Here is a 26,590-nt window from a genome sequence, read left to right as displayed (position 1 = left end):
TGACCAGGAAACTTCTAGATAGGTCAGCGTGGCACCATGCCGACGGTTGGCGACTCTATGGCGTGTCACCGGTCCGCAGCAACACAATCCGCCGGACCCGGCCCGATGTGTCGGCAACGGAACACCCCGCTGTCAAGGGCGTAAGGGCGTCGCACGGCAGGTTTCACGGGTGTGCGAAACGGTTCAAGGGTTACGTTCGAGGCGAGTTGAACGAGTCTCGCAAAGTGACTCGACACACATCCGGCCGGACCTTGTGGGACAAGGTCCGGCCGTACGCGCCATGTTGACGACCTGTGTTGACCTATCACCTTTTATCGGTGGAGAGATCGCCCGACGGGTCGGGACAGATCGGTCGTATCGTCAGCCGAGCAGGGTGTCCAGCTCGACGTGCTCCAGCCCGTGCGCCTCCGCGACCTCGCGGTAAACGACCTTGCCGTCATGGGTGTTGAGACCCCTCGCGAGCGCGGGGTCACGGCGCAGCGCCTCGACCCAGCCACGGTCCGCCAATTCCACGATGTAGGGCAGCGTGGCGTTCGTCAGGGCATATGTCGACGTGTTGGGCACCGCGCCGGGCATGTTGGCGACGCAGTAGAAGACCGAGCCGTGGACCGGGAAGGTCGGCTCCGCGTGAGTCGTCGGACGGGAGTCCTCGAAGCAGCCGCCCTGGTCGATGGCGATGTCGACAAGAACACTTCCGGGCTTCATTCGCGACACGAGCTCGTTGGTGACCAGCTTCGGCGCCTTGGCACCCGGGATGAGCACGGCGCCGATGACGAGGTCGGCCTCCAGAACGGCCTTCTCCAGCTCGAAGGAGTTGGACATGATCGCCCGGACCTTGGTGCCGAAGACCTTGTCGGCCTCGCGGAGCTTGTTGATGTCGCGGTCGAGCAGCGTGACGTGGAAGCCCATGCCGACGGCGATCTGCGTGGCGTTCCAGCCGGAGACGCCACCGCCGATGACGACGGCCCGCGCGGGCTGTGTGCCGGGGACGCCACCGGGGAGCACACCGCGGCCGCCGACCGAGCGCATCAGGTGGTACGCGCCGACCTGCGGGGCGAGGCGGCCCGCGACCTCGGACATCGGGGCGAGGAGCGGGAGCGCGCGGCTGGGCAGCTCGACCGTCTCGTAGGCGATCGCCGTGGTGCCGGACTCGACGAGCGCGTCCGTGCACTCCTTGGACGCGGCCAGGTGCAGGTAGGTGAAGAGCGTCTGGTCCTTGCGGAGGCGGTGGTACTCCTCGGCGATGGGCTCCTTGACCTTGAGCAGCAGGTCGGCGGTGGCCCAGACCTCGTCAGCGGTGGCGACGATCCGCGCACCGGCCGCGACGTACTCCTCGTCCGGGATCGACGAGCCGACTCCGGCGCTCTGCTCGATGAGGACCTGGTGGCCGTGGCGCACCAGCTCGTGCACGCCGGCCGGGGTGATGGCCACCCGGAACTCGTTGTTCTTGACCTCGCGGGGGATGCCGACCTTCACGTCGATCACGGTCCTTGGCTCAGAAGGGGTCTGGGGTCACGCATGCCGGGACATGGCCCGACATACCGGCACGCACGGGAGCACACCGGGAGACACCACGAAAAGACGCGGCGGATCCAGTCTAATGAAGGGATTCCCTCTGTCTAGCCTTTCAATGCATCAATCTTCTTCGGATGTACTACGGATTTCGCAGGCGTTAGCGTCGTGTTCCCTGGTTGATGCGTCCTCTGGGAGCTCGTCACCCAGCATGCGCTCGGCCGCGCCGCGGTGCAGCCGGGCGGCCGCGGGGTCCCCCAGCCGGTCCAGCGTGTCGGCGAGCCGGAGGTGCAGCGCGGCCTGCAGCCGGGGGTCCTCGGCTCGGCGCGCCCACTCGACCGCCTCCTGACAGGTGGCGAGGGACTCCTCGGGCCGGCCCGCGTACTCCTGCACCCGCCCCATCTCGCTCAACGCCCTTGCCTGACCGGCCACATCGCCGCTCTTGCGGTAGCCGGTGATCGCCGAGCGCCAGTTGCGGAGCGCCTCGCCGTAGCGGCCCGCGTAGGTGTGCGCGGTGGCGATGCGTCCGTGCAGCCGGGCCACGTCCTCGCGCTCGCCGCGCGCGAGCCGCTGGGCGAGGGCGCGCCCGAACCAGTCGGCGGCCCGGTCGTGGTCCCCGAGCTCCTGGTGCGCGCCGCCTACGGATTCCATCGCGCGGCCGGTCGCATACGGGTCGTTCGCCTCGCGTCCGGCGTCCAGGGCGGCCCGGTAGCGGGCCAGCGCATTCCTCGTACGGCCGGTCTGGGCGTCCAGGTCGGCGAGGTTCAGCAGCGCGGCGGCCTTCTCGCGGGGCAGGTCCCGGCGCTCGGCCACGTCCAGGACGAGCCGGTGGATGCCGTACAGCTCGGGCGCCGCCGCCTGTGTACCGAAGTGCGCGACCATCGCTCTGACCAGGGCGGCCATCAGGCGGCGGGCCAGCGTGTCGAGCTCACCGTCGGCGACCGCGAGCCGGGCCGCGGCGAGCAGCGCGGGCTGCCGGATGCGCAGCCAGTCGGCGGCCGCGCGGGGGTTCGGGAAGCGCAGCGCGCGGGGCATCCCGGCGAGCTTCTCGCGGGCCGGGGAGCTGTCGGTCTCGGTGATCGCGCGGCAGGACACGAGCAGCCGTACGGTCCGCTCCAGCATCCGGGCGCGCGCCAGCTGGAGTTCGGCCGGGCGGTCCTGGGTCTCGGTGAGCGAGCGCAGCAGCGGCAGCAGACAGCCGGGCACCTCGTACTGCGGCAGGGGCGACTCGACGGACCGTACGAGGCCGAGCCTGGTGAAGTCGTCCAGGGTGGTGCGGGCGGCGCCGACCGAGCAGCCGGCCAGCGCGGACGCGGTGTGCGGGTCCACGAGCCCCGCGGGGGCGAGCGAGAGCAGTCGCAGTATCCGCGCGGCGGCCGAGGGCAGGGCCGCGTACGAGAGGCGGAAGACGCGCTCCAGAACGTCGAGCAGGCGGCCTTCGTCACCCTCGGTGCGCAGTTGCTTGGCCAGGTCGGCCACGGCCGCCTTGGGCCGGTGGGCCAGCCAGGCGCCGGCGAGGACGAGCGCGGCGGGCTGGGACGCGCAGATCTGCACGAGTCCTTCGGCCGCCAGCGGGTCGACGGTGATCCGTACCGAGCCGGTGTACCGGTCGAGAAGTTCGAGGGCGGACTTGGTGTCGAGGCCGCCGAGGGTGCAGGGCCGGACGTCGGAGATCCCGGTCAGGGGTCCTCCCGAGACGGCCACGACGAGACAGTCGGGGGTCTCCGGGAGGAGCACGTCGACCTGCTCGGCGTCCGCCGCGTCGTCCAGCAGGAGCAGTACACGGCGAGTGGCGAGCCCCTCGCGCAGCCGCTCGGAGAGCTCGTCCCCGTCGGCCCCTGCGGGGGCGGTCAGTTCGAGAGCGGTGAGCAGGTCACGGGCGGTTCGTTCGGTCGCCACAGGCGTGCCGTCGGGCTCGGTGAGCCGGGCCCGCAGGACACCGTCCGGGTAACTGTCCGCGACCTGCCGTACGAGTTCCTCGGCGAGCGCGGTCCTGCCCGATCCGGGCCTGCCCGCGATGAGCAGCACGCGCGCGCGGGGCGCTTTGCGGCCCGCGAGGGTGTCCAGACCGGCCCGCTCGATGTCGGCCCGCAGTTCCTTCAACTCTCGTGTGCGGCCGAGGAACTGACTCTCCGTGGGGGAAGGCTCGGCAGCCGGGCGCTGCTCTTCCTCCGTCACCGCCGTGTCGCCGGCGTCCACCGCCTGATCCGTCACGGGCCACTCTCCCGTCCCACTGCACGCGCAAGCCCGCCGGGACTCCGGCCGGGGCGTTTCCAGAGCCTAGTTCACGCTCTGCGACGATCTGTGCCGAGCGCGGCGGGCACGTCCCCCGATCGGATCAGGCGATCGTCACACCGGCAGGTCGCACGCGTGGGCCCGAGTGGATTGGGGGACGGGCTCAGCAGTGGCTTCAGGAACGGACTCAGCAGTGGTTTCAGGAATGGCGTCCGGAGCGTGTGCCGGAGTGGATCACGCCTCGAAGGGGCGTGCGGGCCACGGCGCCTCGGCCGGGCGCAGGGCGTCCAGGCCGTCGCCCTGCTGCGCCGCGATCAGCGAAAGCACGCCCACGACCAGGCAGTTGTTGTGCAGCTCCCCGGCGAGGACGCCCCGTACGAGCTCGTCGACCGGGACGCGGGAGAGCTCCATGTCGGCCTCCTCGTCCTCGACCTCGAAGCGCTGTCCCTCGGCCTCGGAGAGATCGCGGGCGAGGAAGATGCGCACGGCCTCGTCGCAGCCGCCGGGCGTGGTGAACACGTCGGTGAGCACGCGCCAGTCCTCGGCCTTCACATGGGCCTCTTCGTAGAGCTCGCGCTGGGCGGCGTGCAGCGGGTTCTCGCCGGGGATGTCGAGCAGGCCGGCCGGGATCTCCCAGAGCTTGTGGCGTACGGGGTGCCGGTACTGGCGGATGACCAGGACGCGCCCCTGGTCGTCGAGGGCGAGGACGGCCACCGAACCCGGGTGGACCTGGTAGTCGCGGCGGACGACCGATCCGTCGGGCATGACCACGTCGTCGGTGCGCACGGAGGTCTTGTTGCCCACGAACGGGGTGTCGGTCGCCCTGACCTCCCACTCCTCGGCGGTGTCCTTGATGGTCATGTCGACTTGTCCTCCCACACGCACGAATCTGCGCCCAACGGAAATACGCCCAACCGAGGCCCTACGAAAACCGGGGCACTCGTCTCGAAAGACGCGCACCCCGGCAACCGTACAACCCGCGTGCTACTTGGCCGTCTTGCGCTCCACGGCGGCCTTGACCAGGCCCGCGAAGAGCGGGTGCGGCCGGGTCGGACGCGAGCGCAGCTCGGGGTGTGCCTGCGTCGCGACCAGGTAAGGGTGGACGTCCCGCGGGTACTCCACGTACTCCACGAGCTTGCCGTCCGGGGACGTCCCGGAGAACTGCAGACCGGCCTTCTTCTCCAGCTCGGCACGGTAGGAGTTGTTCACCTCGTAGCGGTGGCGGTGACGTTCCTCGACGTACTCCTTGCCGTCGTACACCTCGCGCACGATCGAGCCCTCGGCGAGCTTGGCGGGGTACATGCCCAGGCGCATCGTGCCGCCCATGTCGCCGTCGCCCGCGACGATGTCGAGCTGCTCGGCCATGGTGGAGATGACCGGGTGGCCGGTGGCGGAGTCGAACTCGGTGGAGTTGGCGTCCGGGATGTCGGCGAGGTTGCGCGCGGCCTCGATCACGATGCACTGCAGGCCCAGGCAGAGACCGAGCAGCGGGATCCTGTTCTCGCGGGCGTACTGGATGGCGCCGACCTTGCCGGACACGCCGCGGTCGCCGAAGCCGCCGGGGATGCAGATCGCGTCCACGTCACCGAGCTGCTTGGCGGCGCCCGCCGGGGTCTTGCAGTCGTCCGAGGTGACCCACTTGATCTTCACTCGGGCCTTGTTGGCGAAACCGCCCGCGCGCAGGGCCTCGGTGACCGAGAGGTAGGCGTCGGGCAGGTCGATGTACTTGCCGACGAGCGCCATGTTGATCTCGTGGACCGGGCGGTGGACGCGGTCCAGCAGGTCGTCCCAGATCGTCCAGTCGACGTCGCGGAACGGGAGGTCCAGCTTGCGGACGACGTAGGCGTCGAGGCCCTCGGTGTGCAGGACCTTCGGGATGTCGTAGATGGACTTGGCGTCGATGGCCGCGACCACGGCCGCCTCGTCGACGTCGCACATCAGGGAGATCTTGCGCTTGATCGCGGTGGGCACCTCGCGGTCGGCGCGCAGCACGATCGCGTCTGGCTGGATACCGATGCTGCGCAGAGCCGCAACCGAATGCTGGGTCGGCTTCGTCTTCAGCTCCCCGGAGGGGCCGATGTACGGAAGGAGCGAGATGTGGACGACGAACACATTGTCGCGACCGACCTCGTGACGGACCTGACGGACGGTCTCCAGGAACGGCTGCGACTCGATGTCGCCGACCGTGCCGCCGACCTCGGTGATGACGACGTCGACGTCGTCGGTGGCCATGCGCCGGATGCGGTGCTTGATCTCGTTGGTGATGTGCGGGATGACCTGCACGGTGTCGCCGAGGTACTCGCCGCGCCGCTCCTTGGCGATGACCGTCGAGTAGACCTGCCCGGTGGTGACGTTGGCGGAGCCGTCCAGGTCGACGTCGAGGAAGCGCTCGTAGTGGCCGATGTCCAGGTCGGTCTCGGCGCCGTCGTTGGTGACGAACACCTCACCGTGCTGGAACGGGTTCATGGTGCCCGGGTCGACGTTCAGATACGGGTCGAGCTTCTGCATGGTGACGCGCAGACCCCGCGCCTTGAGCAGCGCGCCCAGGCTGGAGGCGGTCAGGCCCTTGCCGAGGGAGGAGGCGACACCCCCGGTGACGAAGATGTGCTTGGTCGTCGTGGCTGTGCTGTTTCGAAAAGCAGCGGGCGGCATGGCCAAGAGGGGGCTCCCGTGGTCGCGGTGTCTGGTGCGGTACGGCTGCCCGACCCGGAGGATTCCGGAGGTGCCGTCGCTGCGGTTCGGGGGTCCCTTTTCCTGCCGGGGCGCCCACCGGTCCACGGGCTACCAGGGTATCAGCGACGGGGCGAGGCTGCTTCCGGCCACGCTCTGCACATGGGTCGACACGGACCACACCCGTGCTCACTCGTTCGGCTCGACGGGTTGTCGGGAGCGGCGCGCGGATCATCATCGTGCGTCGTATCCTGCTCGGACGATCGCTGCCGAGTCAGGCCGGCAAACGGCACCACCCACGCCCGTCGCCCGGAACTTCGAGAGCTCGTCAGTTCGTTTCGCTACGACATCACCACGACAATTGACGTCGCGCGACGACGATTTACATACGTTCCCTTGACCGCAAAGAGCGACCGCCCCTCGCGGGCGACGTGGCCGTTCGACTGGAGTTGCACGTGGCCGGGCGCATCGAAGACTACGCACTAATCGGAGACATGCAGACAGCCGCGCTGGTCTGCAGGGACGGCACGGTGGACTGGCTGTGCCTCCCCCGCTTCGACTCCCACGCCGTCTTCGCAGGACTTCTCGGCACGGAGGAACATGGATTCTGGCGGCTCGGTCCGGCGCACGCCGCCGACGCCGAACCGCCGACCGCGGTGCGCCGTCGCTATCGCGGCGACTCGCTGATCCTGGAATCCGAGTGGGACACGTCACGCGGCACGGTCCGCGTGACTGATTTCATGCCTCCGCGTGACGGCGCGCCGCAGCTGATCCGGATCGTGGAGGGCGTCACCGGACGCGTCCCGATGCGCTCCGCGCTGCGGATGCGTTTCTCGTACGGGCGTGTGGTGCCCTGGGTGCACAAGCACGAGGGGCGGACGGTGGCCGTCGCCGGGCCCGACTCGGTGTGGTTCGACACCGAGTGCGAGACCTACGGCAAGGCATTGACGACGTACTCGGACTTCACGGTCGCGCCGGGTGACCGGATCGCGTTCACGATCTCCTGGGAGCCCTCGCACAAGCAGCCTCCCGCGCTGCCGGAGCCGGAGGCCTCCCTGGAGGCCACCGAGGACTTCTGGCGCGAGTGGGTGGACCAGTGCACGTACCACGGGCCGTACCGCGAGGCCGTGGTCCGCTCGCTGATCACGCTGAAGGCGCTGACGTACGGACCGACGGGCGGCATCGTCGCCGCGCCCACCACCTCCCTGCCGGAGGAGATCGGCGGTGTCCGCAACTGGGACTACCGCTACACCTGGCTGCGTGACGCGGCGATCACCCTGTCGTCGTTGCTGCGCACCGGCTACCGCGAGGAGGCCCGTGCCTGGCGCGAGTGGCTGCTGCGCGCGGTCGCCGGCGACCCGGAGAACCTGCAGATCATGTACGGCATCGCGGGCGAGCGGGAGTTGGGCGAGGCGGAGCTCGACTGGCTCCCCGGATACGAGAACTCCGGTCCCGTACGCGTCGGGAACGGCGCCGCGCACCAGCTCCAGCTGGATGTCTACGGCGAGGTGACGGAGGCCCTGCACCTGGCCCACATGACGGGTCTGGCCCGCAACGACTACGCCTCGCTCCTCCAGCTCAAGTTGATCCGCTACCTGGAGGACCACTGGGACGAGCCGGACGAGGGCATCTGGGAGGTGCGCGGTCCGCGCCGCCACTTCGTTCACTCGAAGGTGATGGCCTGGGTCGCCGTCGACCGCACGATCAAGCTCATCGAGTCCGGTGACGCGGACGGCCCGCTGGAGAAGTGGCGCGAGCTGCGCGACGACATCCACCGGGACGTGTGTGAGAAGGGTTACGACAAGGAGCGCAACACCTTCACGCAGTCGTACGGCTCGAAGGAGCTGGACGCCTCGCTGCTGCTGATCCCGCAGATGGGCTTCCTGCCGCCGGACGACAAGCGTGTGATCGGCACGATCGAGGCCATCCAGCGCGAACTGTCCACGTCGGACGGCTTCATCCTGCGCTACCCGACCTCCGGCGAGGACGCGGGCGTGGACGGTCTGGAGGGCGACGAGGGCGCGTTCCTGGCCTGCTCGTTCTGGATGGCGGACGACCTCGCGATGATCGGCCGCGTGGACGAGGCCCGCAAGCTCTTCGAGAAGCTGCTGGCCCTGCGCAACGACCTCGGTCTCCTCGCGGAGGAGTGGGACCCGGTTCTGCAGCGCCAGGTCGGCAACTTCCCGCAGGCGTTCAGCCATGTGCCGCTGATCGACACGGCACTGCGTCTGACGGCCTCCGGGGCGTACGGAGGCTGACGCGAGAACCGTGCGGCTGCCCCAGGGCGGCCGCACGGCAGACGGCCCACGGGCCCGGCGCGACCGACGGGGCCCACCCGCCTAGGCTGGAAGCACCAACATGCCCCTGCTCTGGAAGGGGGGCGGCCATGGCTTCCCTCTCGAAGGCGGGCGCGGCACTCGCCGCACTCCGCGAGGATCTCGCCGGTGACGTGCTCGCCCCCGGGGATCCGGGGTACGACGAGGCCCGGGCGGTCTTCAATGCGATGATCGACCGACGGCCGGCCGTGATCGCGCAGTGCGCGAACGAGGCCGATGTCGCACGGTCGGTGCGGTTCGCCCGGGACCTGGATCTGAAGATCGCGGTCCGCGGCGGCGGCCACAGCGTGGCGGGCATGGCCCTCAACGACGGCGGTCTGGTCGTCGACCTGCGCCGGATGCACGAGGTGACCGTCCACCCCGGAGCGGCGGCGGTACGCGTCGGGGGCGGCGCGACGATGAGCCACATGGACCGCGCCACCGAGCCGTACCACCTGGCGACCACCGGGGGCCGCGCCTCGACCACCGGGGTCGGCGGCTTCGTACTGGGCGGCGGAAGCGGCTGGCTGGAGCGGAAGTTCGGGCTCGCGATCGACAACCTGCTCGGCGTCGACCTGGTGACCGCGGACGGCTCGGCCGTCCACGCCGGCGCCGAGGAGAACCCCGAGCTGTTCTGGGCCCTGCACGGCGGCGGCGGGAACTTCGGCGTCGCGACCGCGCTGACCCTGAGACTCCACGAGCTGCCCGAGTTCGCGATGGCCATGCTGCTGTACCGCCCGGAGTCCGGACCTGAGGTGGCCCGCGTCTTCCGCGAGGTCATGGAGACCGGGCCGGTGGAGGCGGCCGGCGGCGTGCTCTACCTGACGGGACCGCCCGAGGAGTTCGTCCCCGAGCACCTGGTCGGCACGCTCCTGTGCGGGGCCCTCGTGACGTACGCCGGCAGCGAGGACGACCTGCGCAAGACGGCCCAGCCCCTGCTGGCGCTGCCGCACGAGGTGGAGATGGTCACGGCCATCCCGTACGCGGACCTCCAGTGCATGATCGACGATCCGCCGGGGATGCGGAACTACTGGTCGGCGGAGTATCTGACGGGCGCGCCCGACGAACTCGTGGACGTCTTCTGCGCCCGCGCGGACACGATGCCGGTGCCCACCGGAACCCAGCACGCGCTGTTCCCGCTGGGCGGCGCGGTCGCCGACGGCCCCCGCGCGTACCCGGTGCCGTACCGGGACGCGCCCTGGGCGGTACACCCCTTCGGCATCTGGGAGGACCCCGCGGACGACGACCGCTGCATGCAGTGGGTACGGGACGTCCGCGCGGACGTCCGGCCGTGGAGCACCGGCGCGGTCTACCTCAACTTCATCGGCGACGAGGGCGAGGACCGGGTGGAGGCGGGCCTGGGCGCCGAGAACACCCGGCGGCTCGCGGCGGTGAAGGCCCGGTACGACCCGGACAACGTGTTCCGCTTCAACCACAACATCGCGCCCGCCTAGGGCCTGTCTGACAATTCCCGTCGTCGCCCGGAGGGCGGCCTCGCGGCGTCAGGTGCGTGCTCTCGGCGTGCCGGGCGTAGATCCTCGTACTGGACGTACTTGGATCTGCGCCCGGTGCGGCGAGAGTGCGTGCATGGCGCCGCGAGGCAGGCGGGAATTGTCACCCTAGGCCCTGTCCGGCACGTCACGGCAGGTGGAGGACGAGGTAGCGTCCGCGTCATGGACAGCCGTATCGACACGCCGGACACGCACGGTGGCGGGATCACCGTGCAGCGGGCCCTGGAGCTGCCCGGGCTGCGCGGCGGCCTGCCGGAGATCCTCGCGGGCGCCGACCGGCTGGGCCGCACCGTCCGCTGGGTGCACGCGGGCGAGGTACCGAACATCGCCTCGCTCCTGAAGGGCGGCGAACTGCTCCTGACCACGGGGTACGGGCTCGGCACCCGCCCCGCCGACCAGCGCGCCTTCGTCCGCACCCTCGCCGAACGCGGTATCGCGGCCCTCGTCGTGGAACTGGGGCCGCGCTTCACCCGGCTGCCCGCGGCCCTCGTGGAGACGGCCCGTACGGCCGGTCTGCCGCTGGTCCAACTGCACCGCGAGGTGCCGTTCGTGACGGTCACCGAGGAGATCCACACCGAGATCGTCAACGGCCACTACGCACTGCTCCAGCAGGCCGAGGAAGTGCACCGGCGCTGCACCCAGGCCCTGCTCGGCGGGGGCGGCATCCCCCAGGTCCTCGGCATCCTGGCCGACTTCAGCGGCAACCCGGTCTTCCTGGAGACCCCGGACGGACAGCTCCTGTACGCCGCCGGGACCGGCCCCGCGAACGCCGACCCGCTCCAGGTGTGGGAGGGGCTGCGCGGCCAGCACCAGGACGATCCGCCGGCGGGGTCGGTCCTCGTGGACGTGCCCGGCGGCGGTCCCGGCACCGGCTCGGTCCGGGCCCGGCTCGTCCTCCTGCCCGTGAACGCCCCCAGCGCCCCGCTCGCACCCGTGCACCGCATCGCGGCGGAACGGGCCGCGGGGATCCTCGCCGTGGTCCTGATGCAGGCCCGCCAGGAGGAGGAACTGGCGGCACGCGGGCGCGGCGACTTCCTCACCGACCTCGCCGAGGGCCGTATCGCCGCCGAGGACGCGCCCGCGCAGGCCCGCGTGCTCGGCTTCAAGCCCGGTCCAGGTCCGCTGCTCCCGGTGGTGATGAGGCTGGCCGACGGACTGCCTCCCGGCGGGGGCTGGGCCGTCCTGGCGCGCGCGGTCGCCGAGGAGCTGGCCTCTGTGGGGGTGCCGGTCCTGTTGGGCGTACGCCCTGTCGAGGGCCGCGTACCGCTGCTGGTGGGCCTGCGCGCGGAGTCCGAGCGGACGACCGTCGCGGACCGGGTCGCGGCGGCGCTGCGGGCCGGTGTGGAGCGGGCGGGCATGCAGCGTCCGGGGGCGCAGCCGCCGGTCGTGGTGGTCGGCGTGGCGGGCGGCTGGACGGCCGCGTCGGCGAGCCTGCGGCACGCGGCCGAGACGGCCACGGCGGCCCAGGGACTGTCCGACCGCCCCTGGTACGACGCCCGCCGCCTGGACATCGACCTGCTGCTGTGGCGCCTGCGGGACCACCGGGACCTGGCCGCCTTCGTGGACCGCGCCATCGGCCCGCTCCGCGACCACGACAACCGCTCCAAGCCGCCGCTGCTGCCCACCCTGGAGACGTATCTGGCGCACGCGGGCCGCAAGGCGGAGACCGCGCGCGAACTGCACCTCAACCGGCAGACGCTCTACAACCGCCTCGCGAGAATCGGGGAGCTGCTCGGAACGGACCTCGACGACCCGCAGACGGTACTGGCCCTGAGTCTGGCGCTGCGGGCCCGCAGACTCGTCCCGTAGCGCGAGGCCCCGTGCCAGGGCCTACGGCAGCGGCAAGGGCTTCGTCAGTTCGTCGTACACGCTGAGGACTTGGGCCACCGTCTCGTCCTCGGTCGGCCAAGTGGCCACCTGGAGCGTGCCCTTGTCCCTGAGGAGCTCGCGCCGGGCGGGGTCGGCGAGAAGAGCCTGGACGGCCTCGGCGAGCGCTTCGGAGTCTCCGTGCGGGACGAGTTCGGCCGCGTCGCCGACGAGTTCGGGGATGCCTCCGGCGGCCGCCGCGACGAGCGGCACGCGCGCGTGGAGGGCCTCCTGGGCGAGTACCGATCGCGATTCCCAGCTGCCGGGCAGCAGCGCGAGATCGGCGGCGGCGAGCAGTTCCCCGATGTCGTCACGCGGGCCGACGAGACGCACGGGCAGCCCCTCGTTCACGATGCGCCGCTGGAGTTCACCGCGCAGCGGCCCCTCCCCGGCGATCACGAGCAGTGGTACGGGGTCGAGTCGACGCCACGCGCGCGTGGCGTCCAGCAGTGTGTCGTACCCCCGGTGCCGGTCGAGGGAGCCGACGGCCATCAGCAACGGCCGGTCGGTCGCGCCGAGTTCGGCGCGTGCCTTGGGGCGCAGCCGGTCGGCGTCCTCGCTCTCGGCGAGGGGCCGGCGCGGGGCGGGCAGCGCGACGGCGGCGAGCCGGGCGTCCCGCGCTCCCCTGCTGCGGGCCCGGTCCACGAGGTCGGACGAGGATCCGAGGACCACGGACGCGGCCCTGGCCACGCGCCGCTCCAGGAGGCGCAGCAGATGTGCCCGCGCGCCCTCGGCGTACGGGCGGGAGTGCAGGGTGACGACGAGCGGGACGCGCCGTCCGCTGAGCGCGAGCGCGGCCCGCAGCGCGGAGTGCAGCCCGTGCGCGTGCACCAGGTCGGCGTCCGCGCAGGCCGCCCGCAGCACGGCCATGGAGGTCGGGTCGTTCCGCCTCGGCACATGCACGTGGTCGGCCCCGACGCCGCTGAAGTCGTACGTGTGGTCGGCCGCGGCCGGGGCGCACACGGTGACCCGCACGCCCCGGGCGACGAGCCCCGACGTCAGCGACCGCACATGGGCACAGCTGCCCGCGCTGCCTCCGCCGAGCACTTGGACAGTGCGCAGCGGCGACTGTCCTGGCGGTGAGTGGCTGCTCACGTGGATCACGTGGCCGGAGCTCCTGGTTCGGCGTCGGGCGGTCACGAAGAAACGTACAGAAGGATCGCACGGTGGGGGTGTACCGCTCGGGGTCCTCTTCCAAGGATGCCAGGGCTCGCGGGAGTTGCGGACCATCGAGGGGGTGGGGTGGGGGTGGGTGGCGGAGATGGGGTGCGGGTGATCACTCACATGAGTGAGAGGTGGACGGCGGCCGGCCCGCGGAGCGGCAGGCGCGCGCCGCCGCGGAACCGCACGCGGCACCCCGCCGCGGGGCGGCGGCTACCCGTCGCCCCGGGCCGTCGCGAGCAGTTCCTCCGCGTGCGCCCGTGCCGTCTCCGAGTCCTCCTGGCCGGCCAGCATTCGTGACAGCTCCCGCACCCGCTCCTCGCCCTCCAGGACCTTCACCCCGGACCGCGTGACCGACCCGTCGTTGGTCTTCTCGACCAGCAACTGCCGGTCGGCGAAGGCGGCCACCTGAGGCAGATGGGTGACGACGACGACCTGCGCGCTCTTGGCGAGCTTGGCGAGCCGCCGCCCGATCTCGACCGCGGCCTTGCCGCCCACACCCGCGTCGACCTCGTCGAAGAGATACGTCGGCACGGGATCCGTACCCGCGAACACGACCTCGACGGCGAGCATGACGCGCGACAGCTCACCACCGGACGCCCCCTTGGCGATGGGCCGCGGCGGCGCCCCCGGATGCGGGGCGAGGAGCAGTTCGACCTCGTCGACGCCGGCGGGCCCGTACGAGACCGGACGTCCGCCGACCTCGACGCCCTCCGGGTCCTCGGTCTGCCGGATCTCGAACGACACGCGCGCGTGCGGCATGGCGAGCGAGGCGAGTTCGGCGGTCACGGCGGCGGCGAAGCGCTCCGCGGCCTCCGTACGGGCGTCGGTCAATGCCTGTGCCAGTCCGCCCAGTTCGGCGCGCAGTGCGTCCCGCTCGGCCGTGAGCTCGCCGAGCCGGTCGTCGTCGCCGTCCAACTCCAGGAGCCGCGCGGCCCCTTGTTCCGCCCAGGTCAGGACCGCGCCGACGTCCTCGCCGTACTTGCGGGTCATCGCGGTGAGTGCGGCGCGCCGCTCCTCGACCGCCGCGAGGCGCAGCGGGTCCGCGTCGAGGTCGTCGGCGTACCCCGCCAGCTCCCCCGCCACATCGCCCAGCAGGATCCCGATCTCCCCGATGCGGCCCGCCAGCGCGCCGAGCGCCGCGTCGTGGGACCGTACGGCCTCCAGGGCCCGGTGTGCGCCCGCGACGAGCGTCGCGGCGTCGATGCCCTCCGGGTCCTCGGGATTGCCCGCGAGGGCGGTGTGCGCGGCCGTGGCGGCGGACGCGAGCGCCTCCGCGTGCCCGAGCCGCTCGGCCTCGGCCGCCAGCTCGACGTCCTCGCCCGGGCGGGGCTCCACCGCGGCGATCTCGTCGAGCCCGAAGCGCAGCATGTCGGCTTCCTGGGCGCGTTCCCGCGCGCGCGTGGTGATCTCGTCCAGCTCGGTGGAGATGGCGCGCAGCCGTCGGTAGGCGCCCGCGTACTTGGCGAGCGGCACGGCGACGGCGTCGCCCGCGTACCGGTCGAGGGCCTGCCGCTGGCGGGACAGCTTGAGCAGCCCCTGCTGGTCGGTCTGGCCGTGCACGGCCACCAGGTCGTCGGCGAGCTCGGCGAGCAGCCCCACCGGCACGCTGCGCCCGCCCAGGTGCGCCCGTGAGCGCCCCTCGGCGGAAACGGTACGGCTGATGAGCAGCACCCCGTCGTCGAGCTCGGCGCCGGCCTCCTCGGCCCGCAGGACGGCCGAGGCACCGTCGGGTACGGAGATCCGCCCCTCCACGACCGCGTTCTTGGCCCCGATCCGCACGAGGGCCGGATCGGCGCGCCCGCCCAGCAGCAGGCCCAGGCTGGTGACCACCATCGTCTTGCCCGCGCCGGTCTCACCGGTCACGGCGGTGAAGCCGGGTGACAGCTCGACGACCGCGTCGTCGATGACTCCGAGCGACCGTATCCGCATCTCCTCCAACACGGACATGACCATACGAGGTTTCCCCCACCCGGCGCGACGCCGCCCCAGTCCCTCCACATACGCCCTGGTGCGGTTGACCGAATTGCCCGTCCTTCGGCTGCGGGCGCGAAGGACGAAAGACAGGGGCGCAGCCCCGTCTTTCAGGGGCGCGGGGAACTGCGCGAGCAACCCCCACCGGCCCGCACCAAACCAACAACATCCCCCGCCCCCCTGCGGAACACTCAGTGCGGAGCGCCCCGCCACCCCGCCACCGGCAGCGCGAACTTCGCGACGAGCCGATCGGTGAACGACGCATGGTGCAACCGCGCCAACCGCACCGGCACGGCCCCCCGCCGCACCTCCACCCGCGCCCCGGGCGGCAGCTCGATCGTGCGGCGCCCGTCGCACCACAGCACCCCGGGCGGGATGTGCGGCAGGACCTCCACGGCCAGCACCGAGTTCGGCGAGGTCACCAGCGGCTTGGCGAACAGGGCGTGCGCGCTGATCGGCACCATGAGCAGCGCCTCGACCTCCGGCCACACCACGGGCCCGCCCGCGGAGAACGCGTACGCCGTCGACCCGGTCGGCGTCGACAGGACGATCCCGTCGCACCCGAACCCGGTCACCGGCCGCCCGTCGATCTCCAGCACGACCTCCAGGAGCTTCTCGGCCCCCGCCTTCTGCACGGCGGCCTCGTTGAGCGCCCAGTCCGTGTGGACGACATCGCCGTTGCTGTGCACGACGACGTCGACGGTCATGCGTTCCTCGACCTCGTACGCCTTCGTCACCACCCGGTCGACGACCTTGTCGAGGTCGTCGCGCTCGGCCTCGGCGAGGAAGCCGACCCGCCCGAGGTTGACGCCGAGCATGGGCACCCCGGAGGCGCGGGCGAACTCGGCGCCGCGCAGCAGCGTCCCGTCACCGCCGAGGACGATCAACAGCTCACACCCGTCGAGGCACTCCGGTGTCGCCTCCTTGACGAGCTCCACACTCGCCGGCAACGGCAGATCGGCCGCCTCCGCCTCCAGGACCCGTACGCCGAGACCGGAACGCACCAGCCCCTCGACGACGAGCTCGGCACTGCGGATGGCCGCGGGCCGTCCGGTGTGGGCGAGCAGGAAAACAGTACGAGCTCGGGTCTGTGTCAACGCGGCCCCTCCGCCACTGCACGGTCAACGTCGGCCGGGTCCAGTGCGGGTGCCCCGGCACGCAGCCACAGAAAGTACTCGACATTCCCCGAGGGCCCGGGCAATGGACTCGCCGTCACGCCGTTCACCCCGAGTCCCAGTTCCCCCGCCTGCCGGGCCACACCGCGCACGGCGTCCGCCCGTAGCTCGGGGCTGCGGACGACTCCGCCGCTCCCGAGCCGTTCCCTGCCCACTTCGAACTGCGGCTTGACCATCATCACCAGGTCGGCTCCGGGCGCCGCGCACCGCACAAGGGCGGGCAGCACCAGGCCGAGTGGGATGAAGGACAAGTCACCGACAATAAGATCCACCGGCTCCCCATCGATCGCCTCCAACGTCAACTCGCGTACGTTCGTACGGTCCTTGACGGTGACGCGTTCATCACTCTGAAGAGACCAGGCCAACTGCCCGTAGCCGACGTCCACGGCGACGACGTGGGCGACGCCCGCGCGCAGCAGTACATCGGTGAACCCGCCGGTCGAGGCGCCGGCGTCCAGAGCCCGCCGTCCCTCGACCGCCAGACCGAGCGGTACGAAGGCCTCCAGCGCCCCGGCGAGCTTGTGGCCGCCTCGCGAGACGTAGTCGGGATCGTCGTCGTCCTGGGTGACCAGGATGGCGGCGGCGGTCTCCACCTGGGTGGCGGGTTTGGTCGCGAGGGTCTTGCCGACGGTGACCCGCCCGGCGGCGATCAGCTGTCCGGCGTGCTCGCGCGAACGGGCGAGTTTACGTCGGACCAGTTCGGCGTCGAGGCGGCGTCGTGCCACTCCTGCCACGTTCGGTTCAGCTCCTGTTGCTGTTGCTGTCGTTGCTGCTGTGCGGCGCAGGGGGCGCCGGAGGTCCCGGGCGGGCGTCGAGCGCGGTGAGCGCGTCGCGCAGCCCCCTGTGCACATCCTCGTACACCTCCACATGGCCGTCCGTGGCGAGGTGGTCCACATCGGCCAACCGGTCGAGCTGCGCGTCGGTCTCGGCGTTGCCCGTGGGCGTACGCGGCACGTGGAGGGGAGCGGGGGCGGCGGGGTCGTCCTCGGGTTCATCGGCGGTCCCGGCCTCGGCCTGAGCATCGGGCTCGCCTTCGGGCCCGGGCCCGGGCTCGGCCATGGCCTCGGGGTCCGCGGACGGCACCGGCAGCGGCTCGGGCACGGGCTCGCCCGGAAGCCGGGCCTCCGCGCCGAGGGGGCCTGTGTCGAAGGTCCCCGTCTCCGGGCCGGTCATGGAGTCGCTCATGACCCGACGCTACCGCGAAGCGCTGGGGTACCGTCGATCGCGATGGCCACGATTGAGGAGTGCCGCAGCGCACTCGACAAGCTCTCGGACAACATGGCGGGCGCGGACGGCGACGTACGCAGCGCGGCGGCGTTGGACCGCTCGCTGACCTGCCGTATCACCGACCTCGACATCACCTTCGTAGGCCGTCTCAAGGACGGCCGGATCGAGGTGCTCGACACGCTCCAGGGCCCGCCGCCCGACAAGGCCGAGATCCGGCTCACGATGACCGGCGACGACCTGGTCGCGATGGTCGACGGCGAGCTGAACTTCGCGAAGGCCTGGGGCTCGGGCCGCGTCAAGCTCGAAGCGGGCCTGCGCGACCTGCTCCGCCTCAGAAAACTCCTCTGATCCTGCTTTCCCGACCCTGCTCGGCTGAGCGGGGCCCGCGAAACCCGATGGGTTCGGCAGCGCCCCGAAGGGGCGCGGGGCTGCATCGATATGCGGCTCCGCCGCGTGGGCACGACCAGCCCCCACCGGCCCGCGGCAGACGAACCGCACACCAGCAGAGCGCTCAGCTCTTCGTGACACCGACGGCCCCCGCCGTCGTACGTGTTCTGCGCGCCGCCGGCACCACCAGCGGCGTACCAGTCTCCGGGTCGTCGATGACCTGGCAGCGCAGCCCGAAGACCTCCTCGACCAGCTCGGCCGTGACGATGTCCGCCGGGGCGCCCTCCGCGATCACCGAGCCCTCGCGCAGGGCGACCAGATGGGTGGCGTACCGGGCCGCGTGGTTGAGGTCGTGCAGTACGGCGACCAGGGTGCGGCCCTGCTCCTCGTGGAGTTCCGCGCACAGGTCGAGCACGTCGATCTGGTGCTGGATGTCGAGAAAGGTGGTCGGCTCGTCGAGCAGCAGCAGCGGGGTCTGCTGGGCGAGCGCCATGGCGATCCACACGCGCTGGCGCTGGCCTCCGGAGAGCTCGTCGACGTACCGGTCGGCCAGTTCGGCGACTCCGGTCGAGGCCATGGACTCGCGCACGATCCGCTCGTCCTCGGTCGACCACTGGCGCAGCAGCCCCTGGTGCGGATAGCGCCCGCGTCCCACGAGGTCGCCGACGGTGATCCCGTCGGGCGCAATCGACGACTGCGGCAGCAATCCGAGCGTCCTGGCCACCTTCTTGGCGGGCATCGACTGGATGACCTGCCCGTCGAGCAGCACCCGGCCCTGGTTCGGCTTCAGCATGCGGGACAGGGCGCGCAGCAGTGTGGACTTGCCGCAGGCGTTCGGGCCGACGATCACCGTGAACGAGTTGTCCGGTATCTCGACCGACAACTGCTCGGCGATGACGCGCTGGTCGTAGGCGAGGGTGACGTTCTCGGCGGACAGGCGGTTCACGGTGCTCCTTCGGGTGTTCGTGTGCGGCCCGCCATCGGAGCCCGTACTCGTCGTGTTCGTCTTGCTCATCGAGTTCGTCTTGCTCGTCGTGTTCATCCTGCTCGTCTCTCCGGCGGCGGCCGTACGCGCCGTCCCGTCGTCGGCCGTACTCCTCGTGCGGTCGGCGTCGGCGTTCATATCCGGCCCGCCTTCCGCTCGGTGACCAGGAGCCACAGCAGATAGACACCGCCGAGCACTCCGGTCACCACGCCGACGGGCAGCTGGTCAGCGCCGAAGGCCCGCTGCGAGGCCCAGTCCGCGACGACCAGCAGGGTGGCGCCCATACACATGGCGGGCACCAGGTTGGGTCCCGGCGAACGGGTGAGGCGCCGCGCGAGCTGTGGCGCGGTGAGCGCGACGAAGCCGACCGGGCCCGCGGCGGCGGTGGCGGCCGCGGTGAGCAGCACCGCGGCCACCAACAGCAGCAGCCGCGTCCGCTCGACGCGCACTCCGAGCGCGTACGCCACGTCGTCGCCCATCTCCAGCATCCGCAGCCCGCGCGCGTTGCCGAGGACCAGCGGTACGAGCACTGCGCACAGGCCGAGCAGCGGCCAGACCTGGGCCCAGTCACGGCCGTTGAGCGAGCCGGTCATCCAGACGACGGCACGGGCCGCGTCGACGAGGTCGGCCTTGGTGATCAGATAGCCGTTGACGGCCGTGACGATCGCGGAGACACCGATACCGATCAGAACCAGCCGATATCCGTGCATACCCCGCTTCCAGGCGAGCAGATAGATGGCGAGCCCGGTCACCAGACCGCCGACCAGCGCCCCGACGGCGACCTGAGCGGCACTCCCCGAGAACAGCACGATCATCACGAGCGCGCCCGCCGTCGAACCCTGCCCGAGCCCGAGCACGTCCGGACTGCCCAGCGGATTGCGGGAGATGGTCTGGAAGAGCGCGCCGCCGAGCCCGAGCGAGGCCCCCACCAGGAGCCCGACCAGGACCCGCGGCAGGCGCAGCTCGTTGACGATGAACTCCTGGCCCGCGTCGCCGTTGCCGAGCAGCGTCCTGAGGACGTCGGCGGCCGGTATCGGGAAGTCGCCGGTGCCGATGAGCACGACACTCGCGGCGAGCGCGGCCACGAGCAGCAGCACGACGACCGTGAACGCCCGGACATCGAAACGGACCGAAAGCCCCCCGCCGGTACGCACGGTCCGAGCCCGGAAGGCCCGCACCGGACCTGCCTGATCGTGGCCTGTGTGATCGCGTCCTGCCTGATCGTGTCCTGTCCGGTCCTGCACGGCCTGATTGCGTGGGGGCTTCACAGCTGCGCCGTCCTCCGCCGTCGTACGAGAAAGATGAAGACCGGTCCGCCGAGGATCGCGGTGACGATGCCGACCTGGAGCTCCGCGGGCCGGGCGACCATCCGGCCGATCACATCGGCGCCCAGCAGCAGCACCGGCGACAGCACGGTGGCGTACGGCAGGATCCAGCGCAGGTCGGGCCCGGTGAAGGACCGTACGACGTGCGGAACCATCAGCCCGACGAAGACGATCGGCCCGCAGGCGGCGGTCGCGGCCCCGCACAGCACGGTCGCGGCGGCCATGGACAGCCCTCGGGTGCGGTTCAGATGCGCCCCGAGCGCGCGGGCGGTGTCGTCGCCCATGGCCATGGCGTTCAGCGGCCTGGCGAGGGCCAGCGCGAGGACCGTGCCGACCGCGAGGAACGGCAGCACCTGCTCGATGGTCGTGTTCGTGGCCGAGGCCAGCGAACCGACCGTCCAGAAGCGCATCTTGCCGAGCGCGGCCTCGTCCGTGATCATCACGGCCTGCAGATAGCCGTAGAGCGCGGCGCTGATCGCGGTGCCGGCGAGCGCGAGCCGCACCGGCGTGGCACCCCGGCTGCCACCGAGGAAGTACACCAGCGCCCCGACGACGGCCGCGCCCGCGAAGGCGAACCACACATAGCCGCTCAGCGAGGTGACACCGAAGAAGGTGATGGCCGTGACGACCGCGGCGGACGCGCCGGCGTTGATGCCGAGCAGCCCCGGGTCGGCGAGCGGGTTGCGGGTGAGCGCCTGGAGGACCGCCCCGGAGAGGCCGAGCGCGGCGCCGACGAGCAGCCCGAGGACCGTACGCGACAGCCGCTCGCCCACCACGACGTCGCCGTACGTCCCCGAGTCCTCGAACAGGCCGTGCCAGACCTGCTCCAGGGACAGCTCTTTTGCGCCGATCGCGATGCTCGCCAGGGCGACGAGCACCAGCACGGCGAGGGACACGACGAGCCCAGCGGCCCGTATCGCCCGGCGGGTTGGGGGCGCGGGGGCGGTCTCCGCGCTCGGTTCGGGGGGACTGTCGACCAACACCCGGTTAGGTTAGCCTACCCTCGCCGCGAGCCACGATCCCGTACGCGGTGACCTGCGCAACCACCCTCCTGAGGCCCCGCTCCCGGGCCCCGCCGAAGAGCCCCCGACGGCCCGCGGAAGGGCCGGCCGAATCCTCCGGGCCCTCGCTCAAAGCCCCAGCCGCGCCAGCGCCTTGCCCCCGTCCAGCTCACACGCCCCGTCCCCGGCAGCCGTCCAGGCGGCGGCACACAGGGCCCGCAGCCCGTCCATCGCCTCTCCCTCACCGTCCAGTTCCAGCCGCTCGGTGCCCGCCGTCGCCGTCCAGCCCCCGCAGCGGAACACTTCGCCCGCCTCGACGACCTCCGGCTGCCCGGTCAGCATCCCCCGCAGATCGGCGTCGACATACGTCGGCCGGTGCTGCGGGGGCGCGGCCAGGAGCTGCGCCCCGTCGGTCACACCCGTCAGCACCAGCAGCGAGTCCACCCCGCCGTTGAACGCCCCCTCGATGTCCGTGTCGAGCCGGTCCCCGACCACCAGCGGCCGCTCCGCCCCGGTCCGCAGGATCGTCTCGCGGTGCATCGGCGGCAACGGCTTGCCCGCCACCTGCGGCTCGGCGCCGGTCGCGATCCGTACGACCTCCACGGCCGCGCCGTTGCCCGGGGCGATCCCTCGCGCGCTGGGGATCGTCAGATCGGTGTTGGACGCGAACCACGGCACCCCGCGCGCGATGGCGAAACAGGCCTCCGCGAAGCGGCCCCACGGCAGATCGGGTCCGCCGTACCCCTGCACGACAGCCACCGGCTCGTCCTCGGCCGACTCGACCGGCTGCAGCCCGCGCTCGCGCAGCGCGACCCGCAGCCCCTCCCCGCCGATCACCAGCACCCGCGCGCCCTGGGGCACCTGCTCGCTGATCAGCCGGGCCACCGCCTGCGCCGAGGTGATGACGTCCGGCTCCTCGGTCGGTATCCCCAGCTCCGTGAGGTGCGCGGCGACGGTGTCGGGCGTCCGCAGCGCGTTGTTCGTCACATACGCGAGACGCATTCCGCCCGCCCGGGCCGTGCCGAGCGAGTCGACCGCGTACGCGATCGCGTTCCCGCCCGCGTACACCACCCCGTCCAGGTCGAGCAGCGCCGTGTCGTACGCCTCGCTCAGGGCCCGGTCACTGCCCTCGGGGCGCGTCCTCACGGTCTGGCTCATTACGCATCGCTCCTCGTTCGATCCCATTCCCCCGATCATCCCGCATGGCACTGACACACTTACGATGCACCAATGAACACTGCAGGTCCCGCGGACGTACCGGCACGCATGGGCCTTGATCTGACCCCGTTCAGGGGTCTGCGCTACGACCCCGACCGGGTCGGCAGCCTCTCCGCCGTCACGTCCCCGCCGTACGACGTCGTCGTACGGCCCGACGGTCTCCACCACCTCGAATCGGCGGACCCGCACAACATCGTCCGGCTGATCCTCCCCCAGGCCACCACGCCCAGCGTCCGCAACGAGCAGGCGGCGGACACCCTGCACCGCTGGCTGTCCGAGGGCGTCCTGACCACGGACTCCGTGCCGGGCCTGTACGTCTACGAGCAACGCCACGGCGACGGCATGCTGCAACGGGGCATCATCGGCGCCCTGCGCCTGTCGGAGGCGACGGACGGCGTGGTCCTGCCCCACGAGGACGTCATGCCGCACGTCGTCGCGGACCGCGCGGCCCTGATGCGCGCCACCTCCGCGAACCTCGAACCCCTGCTGCTGACCTACCGCGGCAACGGCGCCTCCGCCGGCACGACCGCCGTCGTGGAGCGCGCCGCCGAGCGCCCTCCCCTGCTGTCCACGACCACGGAGGACGGCTTCAGCCACCGCCTGTGGGCCGTGACCGACCCGGCGCACCTGGCCGAGATCCGGACAGACCTGGCCAACCGCCAGGCCCTCATCGCCGACGGCCACCACCGCTGGGCGACGTACTTGCGTCTACGCGCGGAGCATCCCTCCCCCAGCCCCTGGGACTTCGGCCTGGTCCTCCTCGTCGACACCGCCCGCTACCCCCTGCGCGTCCGCGCGATCCACCGCCTCCTGCACCGCCTCCCGGTGGCCGACGCCCTGGCCGCCCTCGGCGACGACTTCCGCGTACGCCACATCGACGGCCCCCTCTCCAGGGCCCTGGAGGCCCTCTCCGTAGCGGCCGCCAAGGGAAACGCATACCTCCTTGCGGGCGACGGCACCTTCCACCTCGTCGACCGCCCGTCCCCGGACCTGCTCGCCCGTACGATCCCGGCGGACCGCCCCGAGACCTGGCGCACTCTCGACGCGACGGTCCTGCACGCCACGCTCCTCGACCATGTGTGGCAGATACCCGACGTCCCCGAGCACATCGGGTACATCCACGACACCGCAGCCACGGTCGCCAAGGCGGAGCGCGACGGCGGCACGGCCGTCCTGATGCACCCGGTCCACGAGGAGGTCGTACGCGACCTGGCGAGCCAGGGCGTCACGATGCCCCGAAAGTCGACATCGTTCGGCCCGAAGCCGGCATCGGGCCTGGTACTGCGCACCCTGGGCCCCTGAAAACACGAATGGGCGGGACCCCCCGGGGGATCCCGCCCATGTACTCATATGCACTCGTAGTCGTACTCGTACGGCTCCTGCGGGGCTGTCAGCCCTTCAGGTCGCCCTCGTCGCCGTCCACGCCGTCCTCGCCATCGTCGTCGACGCCGTCCTCGGCCGACTCAGGCTCCAGCTCCACGTCCGCGTCTGCGTCCGGCACTGACTTCGCCTCCGGAGCCTCGGAGTTCACGACCTCGACAACGCCGTCGCTGTCACTGTCGCTTTCGCTGTCGTCCTCGACGAGGGCGTCGACGAACTCCACACCGTCCAGCTCGGCGAGCCGGTCCGAGGCGTCCGTGCTGCCGTCCTTGTCGGACTCGACGGCCTTGGCGAACCACTCGCGTGCCTCGCCCTCACGCCCGGCCGCGAGCAGCGCGTCGGCGTACGCGTAACGCAGTCGCGCGGTCCAGGGCTGAACGGAGTTGGAGGCGAGCTCGGGGCTCTGCAGCGTGACGATGGCCGCGTCGAGCTGGTCCAGGTCCCTCCGCGCACCGGCGGCCACGAGCCGCATCTCGACCTGGCCGGCCTTGTCGAGCTTCTGCACCTCGGGGGCCCCGGCCATGTCGAGCGCCTTCTCGGGCCGTCCGAGACCGCGCTCGCAGTCCGCCATGACGGGCCACAGGTCCACGCTGCCCGTCATGCGCCGCGCGGCCCGGAACTCGGCGAGCGCCTCGCTGTACTTCTGGCTCGCGTACGCGGCGAAGCCGGCGGCCTCCCGTACGGCGGCGACACGCGACGCCAGCCGCAGCGCGACCCTGGAGTAGCCGTACGCGCCTTCGGGGTCCTCGTCGATGAGCCTGGCCACCATCACCAGGTTCCGGGCAACGTCCTCGGCAAGCCCCTTGGGCAGGCTCTGAAGCTCCTGCCGTACGTCCTTGTCGATCTCCTCGCCCGTGACGTCGTCCGGGATCGGCAGCCGCTTGATCGGCTCGCGGTCGCGGTCCCGCTCGTCACGGAAGCGCCCGCCGCCACGACGGTCGTCGCCGCCCCGTCCACCACGGTCGTCCCGCCCGCGGAACCCACCGCCACCGCCGGCGGGACGGCCACGGCTGTCATCGCGACGCGGTCCGCCACGACGGTCGTCGCCACCTCGTCCACCACGGTCGTCTCGTCCACCACGGTCGTCGCGGCCACGGAACCCGCCACCGCCACCACCTGCGCGGTTGTCGTCCCGACGGAAGCCACCACCGCCGCTGCTGCCGCCGCGGTTGTCATCACGCCGGAAGGGCGGACGGTCCCCGTCGCGACGGTCGTCCCTGCGGTCATCGCGACGATCGTCACGGCGGAAGCCACCACGGTCGCCACCGCCGCGGTTGTCGTCGCGCCGGTCGTCGCGGCGCGGGCCGCCCCGCTCGTCGTCACGGCGGAACGCCGGACGGCCACCACGGTCGTCGTCCCGACGGAACCCACCGCGGTCACGGTCGTCACGACTCGGCCCACTAGGGCGGTCATCACGACGGAACGGCGGACGGCCACCACGGTCATCGTCCCGACGGTCGTCACGGCGAAACGCCGGACGGTCGCCATCGCGACGGAAGCCACCACGGTCACCGCCGCCACTGCGGCTGTCGTCACGCCGGAAACCGCCACGGTCACCGCCACTGCTGCCGCCGCCACGGTTGTCATCACGACGATCGTCACGCCGGAAGGGCGGACGGTCACCATCACGCCGAGGGCCACCACGGTTGTCGTCGCGCCGGAAACCGCCACGGTCGCCGCCGCCGCGGTTGTCATCGCGACGGTCGTCACGGCGGAAGCCGCCACGATCGCCACCACCGCTGCTGCTACCGCCGCGGTTGTCGTCACGCCGGTCGTCGCGGCGCGGGCCGCCCCGCTCGTCGTCACGGCGGAACGCCGGACGGCCACCACGGTCATCGTCCCGACGGAACCCACCGCGGTCACGGTCGTCACGACTCGGCCCACTGGGACGGTCATCACGACGGAACGGCGGACGACCACCACCGCCACGGTCGTCGCGCCCGCGGAATCCGCCGCCGCTGCCACTTCCACCACCGCGGTTGTCGTCACGACGGAAGCCGCCACGGTCCCCGCCGCCGCTGCTGCCACCACGGCTGTCGTCACGACGGAAGCCGCCACGGTCCCCGCCGCCGCTGCTGCTGCTGCCACCACGGCTGTCATCGCGACGGTCGTCACGCCGGCCGTTCCCGCCACGGTCGTTGTCGCGGCGCGGGCCCCCTCGGTACCCGCCGCGGTCACCACTGTCCCGGCGTCGCTGGTCGCGCTCCGGTCGCTCGTCGGGAGAGTTGGTGGACATGGGTGACTCCTGTCATCGGTACCGCAAGTCATTCTCGCGCAGCCGGGTACCCAGCGCGCTTCGGAAAACAAAAAAGGACCTCTGGTCCCAGCGAGTCGCTGGGACCAGAGGTCCTCCAAATATTGTTCGGCGGCGTCCTACTCTCCCACAGGGTCCCCCCTGCAGTACCATCGGCGCTATAAGGCTTAGCTTCCGGGTTCGGAATGTAACCGGGCGTTTCCCTCACGCTATGACCACCGAAACCCTAATGGTTTCGAGCGAACAAGCACACTTTTCAGTTGGGTGTTCTGCTCAAAAGCCGACAACTGTTCGTTGTCTCAGAACTGACACAGTGGACGCGAGCAACTGAGGACAAGCCCTCGGCCTATTAGTACCAGTCAGCTTCACCCCTTACAGGGCTTCCACATCCGGC

Annotated in this window: 20 protein-coding genes and 1 rRNA gene; 5 read left to right on the top strand and 16 right to left on the bottom strand. The window is 71.5% G+C overall.

The window, feature by feature from the left end; translation table 11 throughout:
- Positions 1–360: 360 nt before the first annotated feature.
- From ald to ACFWXQ_RS46975, 4 genes are all read right to left on the bottom strand, one after another.
- Positions 361–1,476 (bottom strand): alanine dehydrogenase, encoded by a 1,116-nt coding sequence (ald, locus tag ACFWXQ_RS46990; RefSeq protein WP_383938530.1) that lies wholly within the window; start codon positions 1,474–1,476, stop codon positions 361–363.
- 159 nt (positions 1,477–1,635) lie between these two features.
- Positions 1,636–3,726, bottom strand: coding sequence for a tetratricopeptide repeat protein (locus ACFWXQ_RS46985; RefSeq protein WP_383938487.1), 2,091 nt, complete (start codon positions 3,724–3,726; stop codon positions 1,636–1,638).
- Between the two features lie 255 nt (positions 3,727–3,981).
- The gene (locus tag ACFWXQ_RS46980) at positions 3,982–4,608 is read right to left on the bottom strand and encodes an NUDIX domain-containing protein (protein WP_383938490.1); all 627 of its coding nucleotides are present in this window, start codon (positions 4,606–4,608) and stop codon (positions 3,982–3,984) included.
- Between the two features lie 123 nt (positions 4,609–4,731).
- Positions 4,732–6,399: a CTP synthase gene (locus tag ACFWXQ_RS46975; protein ID WP_200401900.1), complete on the bottom strand. Its 1,668-nt coding sequence runs from the start codon at positions 6,397–6,399 to the stop codon at positions 4,732–4,734.
- Between the two features lie 473 nt (positions 6,400–6,872).
- Between ACFWXQ_RS46975 and ACFWXQ_RS46970 the strand changes: the two genes are divergently transcribed.
- The 3 genes from ACFWXQ_RS46970 to ACFWXQ_RS46960 all read left to right on the top strand — a co-directional run bounded on the left by ACFWXQ_RS46970 (position 6,873) and on the right by ACFWXQ_RS46960 (position 12,052).
- Positions 6,873–8,675: a glycoside hydrolase family 15 protein gene (locus ACFWXQ_RS46970; protein WP_383938494.1), complete on the top strand. Its 1,803-nt coding sequence runs from the start codon at positions 6,873–6,875 to the stop codon at positions 8,673–8,675.
- Positions 8,676–8,803: 128 nt separating this feature from the next.
- Entirely contained in the window at positions 8,804–10,186 is a 1,383-nt protein-coding gene (locus ACFWXQ_RS46965) for an FAD-binding oxidoreductase (protein WP_383938497.1), read from the top strand.
- 219 nt (positions 10,187–10,405) lie between these two features.
- Positions 10,406–12,052 (top strand): PucR family transcriptional regulator, encoded by a 1,647-nt coding sequence (locus ACFWXQ_RS46960; RefSeq protein ID WP_383938500.1) that lies wholly within the window; start codon positions 10,406–10,408, stop codon positions 12,050–12,052.
- Positions 12,053–12,073: 21 nt separating this feature from the next.
- Here ACFWXQ_RS46960 and ACFWXQ_RS46955 read toward each other — a convergent pair whose 3' ends face one another.
- The 5 genes from ACFWXQ_RS46955 to ACFWXQ_RS46935 all read right to left on the bottom strand — a co-directional run bounded on the left by ACFWXQ_RS46955 (position 12,074) and on the right by ACFWXQ_RS46935 (position 17,478).
- Positions 12,074–13,213 carry a glycosyltransferase family 4 protein gene (locus ACFWXQ_RS46955; protein ID WP_383938503.1) on the bottom strand — a complete coding sequence of 380 codons (1,140 nt, stop codon included), beginning with the start codon at positions 13,211–13,213 and terminating at the stop codon, positions 12,074–12,076.
- A gap of 270 nt (positions 13,214–13,483) precedes the next feature.
- On the bottom strand, positions 13,484–15,226 hold the full coding sequence (gene recN, locus ACFWXQ_RS46950) for a DNA repair protein RecN (RefSeq protein WP_383938506.1): 1,743 nt from the start codon (positions 15,224–15,226) through the stop codon (positions 13,484–13,486).
- A 209-nt stretch (positions 15,227–15,435) separates the two neighbouring features.
- Positions 15,436–16,341: an NAD kinase gene (locus ACFWXQ_RS46945; RefSeq protein ID WP_383938509.1), complete on the bottom strand. Its 906-nt coding sequence runs from the start codon at positions 16,339–16,341 to the stop codon at positions 15,436–15,438.
- Positions 16,338–17,153: a TlyA family RNA methyltransferase gene (locus tag ACFWXQ_RS46940; protein ID WP_200399172.1), complete on the bottom strand. Its 816-nt coding sequence runs from the start codon at positions 17,151–17,153 to the stop codon at positions 16,338–16,340. The genes ACFWXQ_RS46945 and ACFWXQ_RS46940 overlap by 4 nt, the downstream gene beginning before the upstream one ends.
- A 7-nt stretch (positions 17,154–17,160) precedes the next feature.
- Positions 17,161–17,478, bottom strand: a complete 318-nt coding sequence (locus ACFWXQ_RS46935; RefSeq protein ID WP_383938534.1) for a hypothetical protein — start codon at positions 17,476–17,478, stop codon at positions 17,161–17,163.
- Positions 17,479–17,646: 168 nt separating this feature from the next.
- On the opposite strand from ACFWXQ_RS46935, the gene ACFWXQ_RS46930 reads away from it, so the two are divergent.
- Complete coding sequence (locus ACFWXQ_RS46930; protein ID WP_383938513.1) at positions 17,647–17,994, top strand: SCP2 sterol-binding domain-containing protein; 348 nt, start codon at positions 17,647–17,649, stop codon at positions 17,992–17,994.
- A gap of 163 nt (positions 17,995–18,157) precedes the next feature.
- On the opposite strand, the gene ACFWXQ_RS46925 is transcribed toward ACFWXQ_RS46930, so the two are convergent.
- From ACFWXQ_RS46925 to ACFWXQ_RS46910, 4 genes are all read right to left on the bottom strand, one after another.
- Entirely contained in the window at positions 18,158–19,048 is an 891-nt protein-coding gene (locus tag ACFWXQ_RS46925; RefSeq protein WP_383938537.1) for an ABC transporter ATP-binding protein, read from the bottom strand.
- A 104-nt stretch (positions 19,049–19,152) separates the two neighbouring features.
- Positions 19,153–20,196 carry a FecCD family ABC transporter permease gene (locus ACFWXQ_RS46920; protein ID WP_383938516.1) on the bottom strand — a complete coding sequence of 348 codons (1,044 nt, stop codon included), beginning with the start codon at positions 20,194–20,196 and terminating at the stop codon, positions 19,153–19,155.
- An 86-nt stretch (positions 20,197–20,282) separates the two neighbouring features.
- A complete protein-coding gene (locus tag ACFWXQ_RS46915) occupies positions 20,283–21,326 on the bottom strand; it encodes a FecCD family ABC transporter permease (RefSeq protein ID WP_383938519.1) in 1,044 nt (347 codons plus the stop codon).
- A 147-nt stretch (positions 21,327–21,473) separates the two neighbouring features.
- The gene (locus tag ACFWXQ_RS46910; protein ID WP_383938522.1) at positions 21,474–22,502 is read right to left on the bottom strand and encodes an HAD hydrolase-like protein; all 1,029 of its coding nucleotides are present in this window, start codon (positions 22,500–22,502) and stop codon (positions 21,474–21,476) included.
- A 72-nt stretch (positions 22,503–22,574) separates the two neighbouring features.
- On the opposite strand from ACFWXQ_RS46910, the gene ACFWXQ_RS46905 reads away from it, so the two are divergent.
- Entirely contained in the window at positions 22,575–23,864 is a 1,290-nt protein-coding gene (locus ACFWXQ_RS46905; protein WP_383938524.1) for a DUF1015 domain-containing protein, read from the top strand.
- An 88-nt stretch (positions 23,865–23,952) separates the two neighbouring features.
- On the opposite strand, the gene ACFWXQ_RS46900 is transcribed toward ACFWXQ_RS46905, so the two are convergent.
- From ACFWXQ_RS46900 to rrf, 3 genes are all read right to left on the bottom strand, one after another.
- Positions 23,953–24,819, bottom strand: a complete 867-nt coding sequence (locus ACFWXQ_RS46900; protein WP_383938540.1) for a hypothetical protein — start codon at positions 24,817–24,819, stop codon at positions 23,953–23,955.
- Positions 24,711–26,057: a hypothetical protein gene (locus ACFWXQ_RS46895; protein WP_386270374.1), complete on the bottom strand. Its 1,347-nt coding sequence runs from the start codon at positions 26,055–26,057 to the stop codon at positions 24,711–24,713. The genes ACFWXQ_RS46900 and ACFWXQ_RS46895 overlap by 109 nt, the downstream gene beginning before the upstream one ends.
- A 245-nt stretch (positions 26,058–26,302) precedes the next feature.
- Positions 26,303–26,419 (bottom strand): 5S ribosomal RNA (rrf, locus tag ACFWXQ_RS46890).
- Between the last annotated feature and the right edge of the window lie 171 nt (positions 26,420–26,590).

Origin of the sequence: Streptomyces sp. NPDC058697 (assembly GCF_042715345.1) — a bacterium.
GTDB classification, from domain to species: domain Bacteria; phylum Actinomycetota; class Actinomycetes; order Streptomycetales; family Streptomycetaceae; genus Streptomyces; species Streptomyces liliifuscus.
This window is presented reverse-complemented; position numbering and strand designations above follow the sequence as displayed.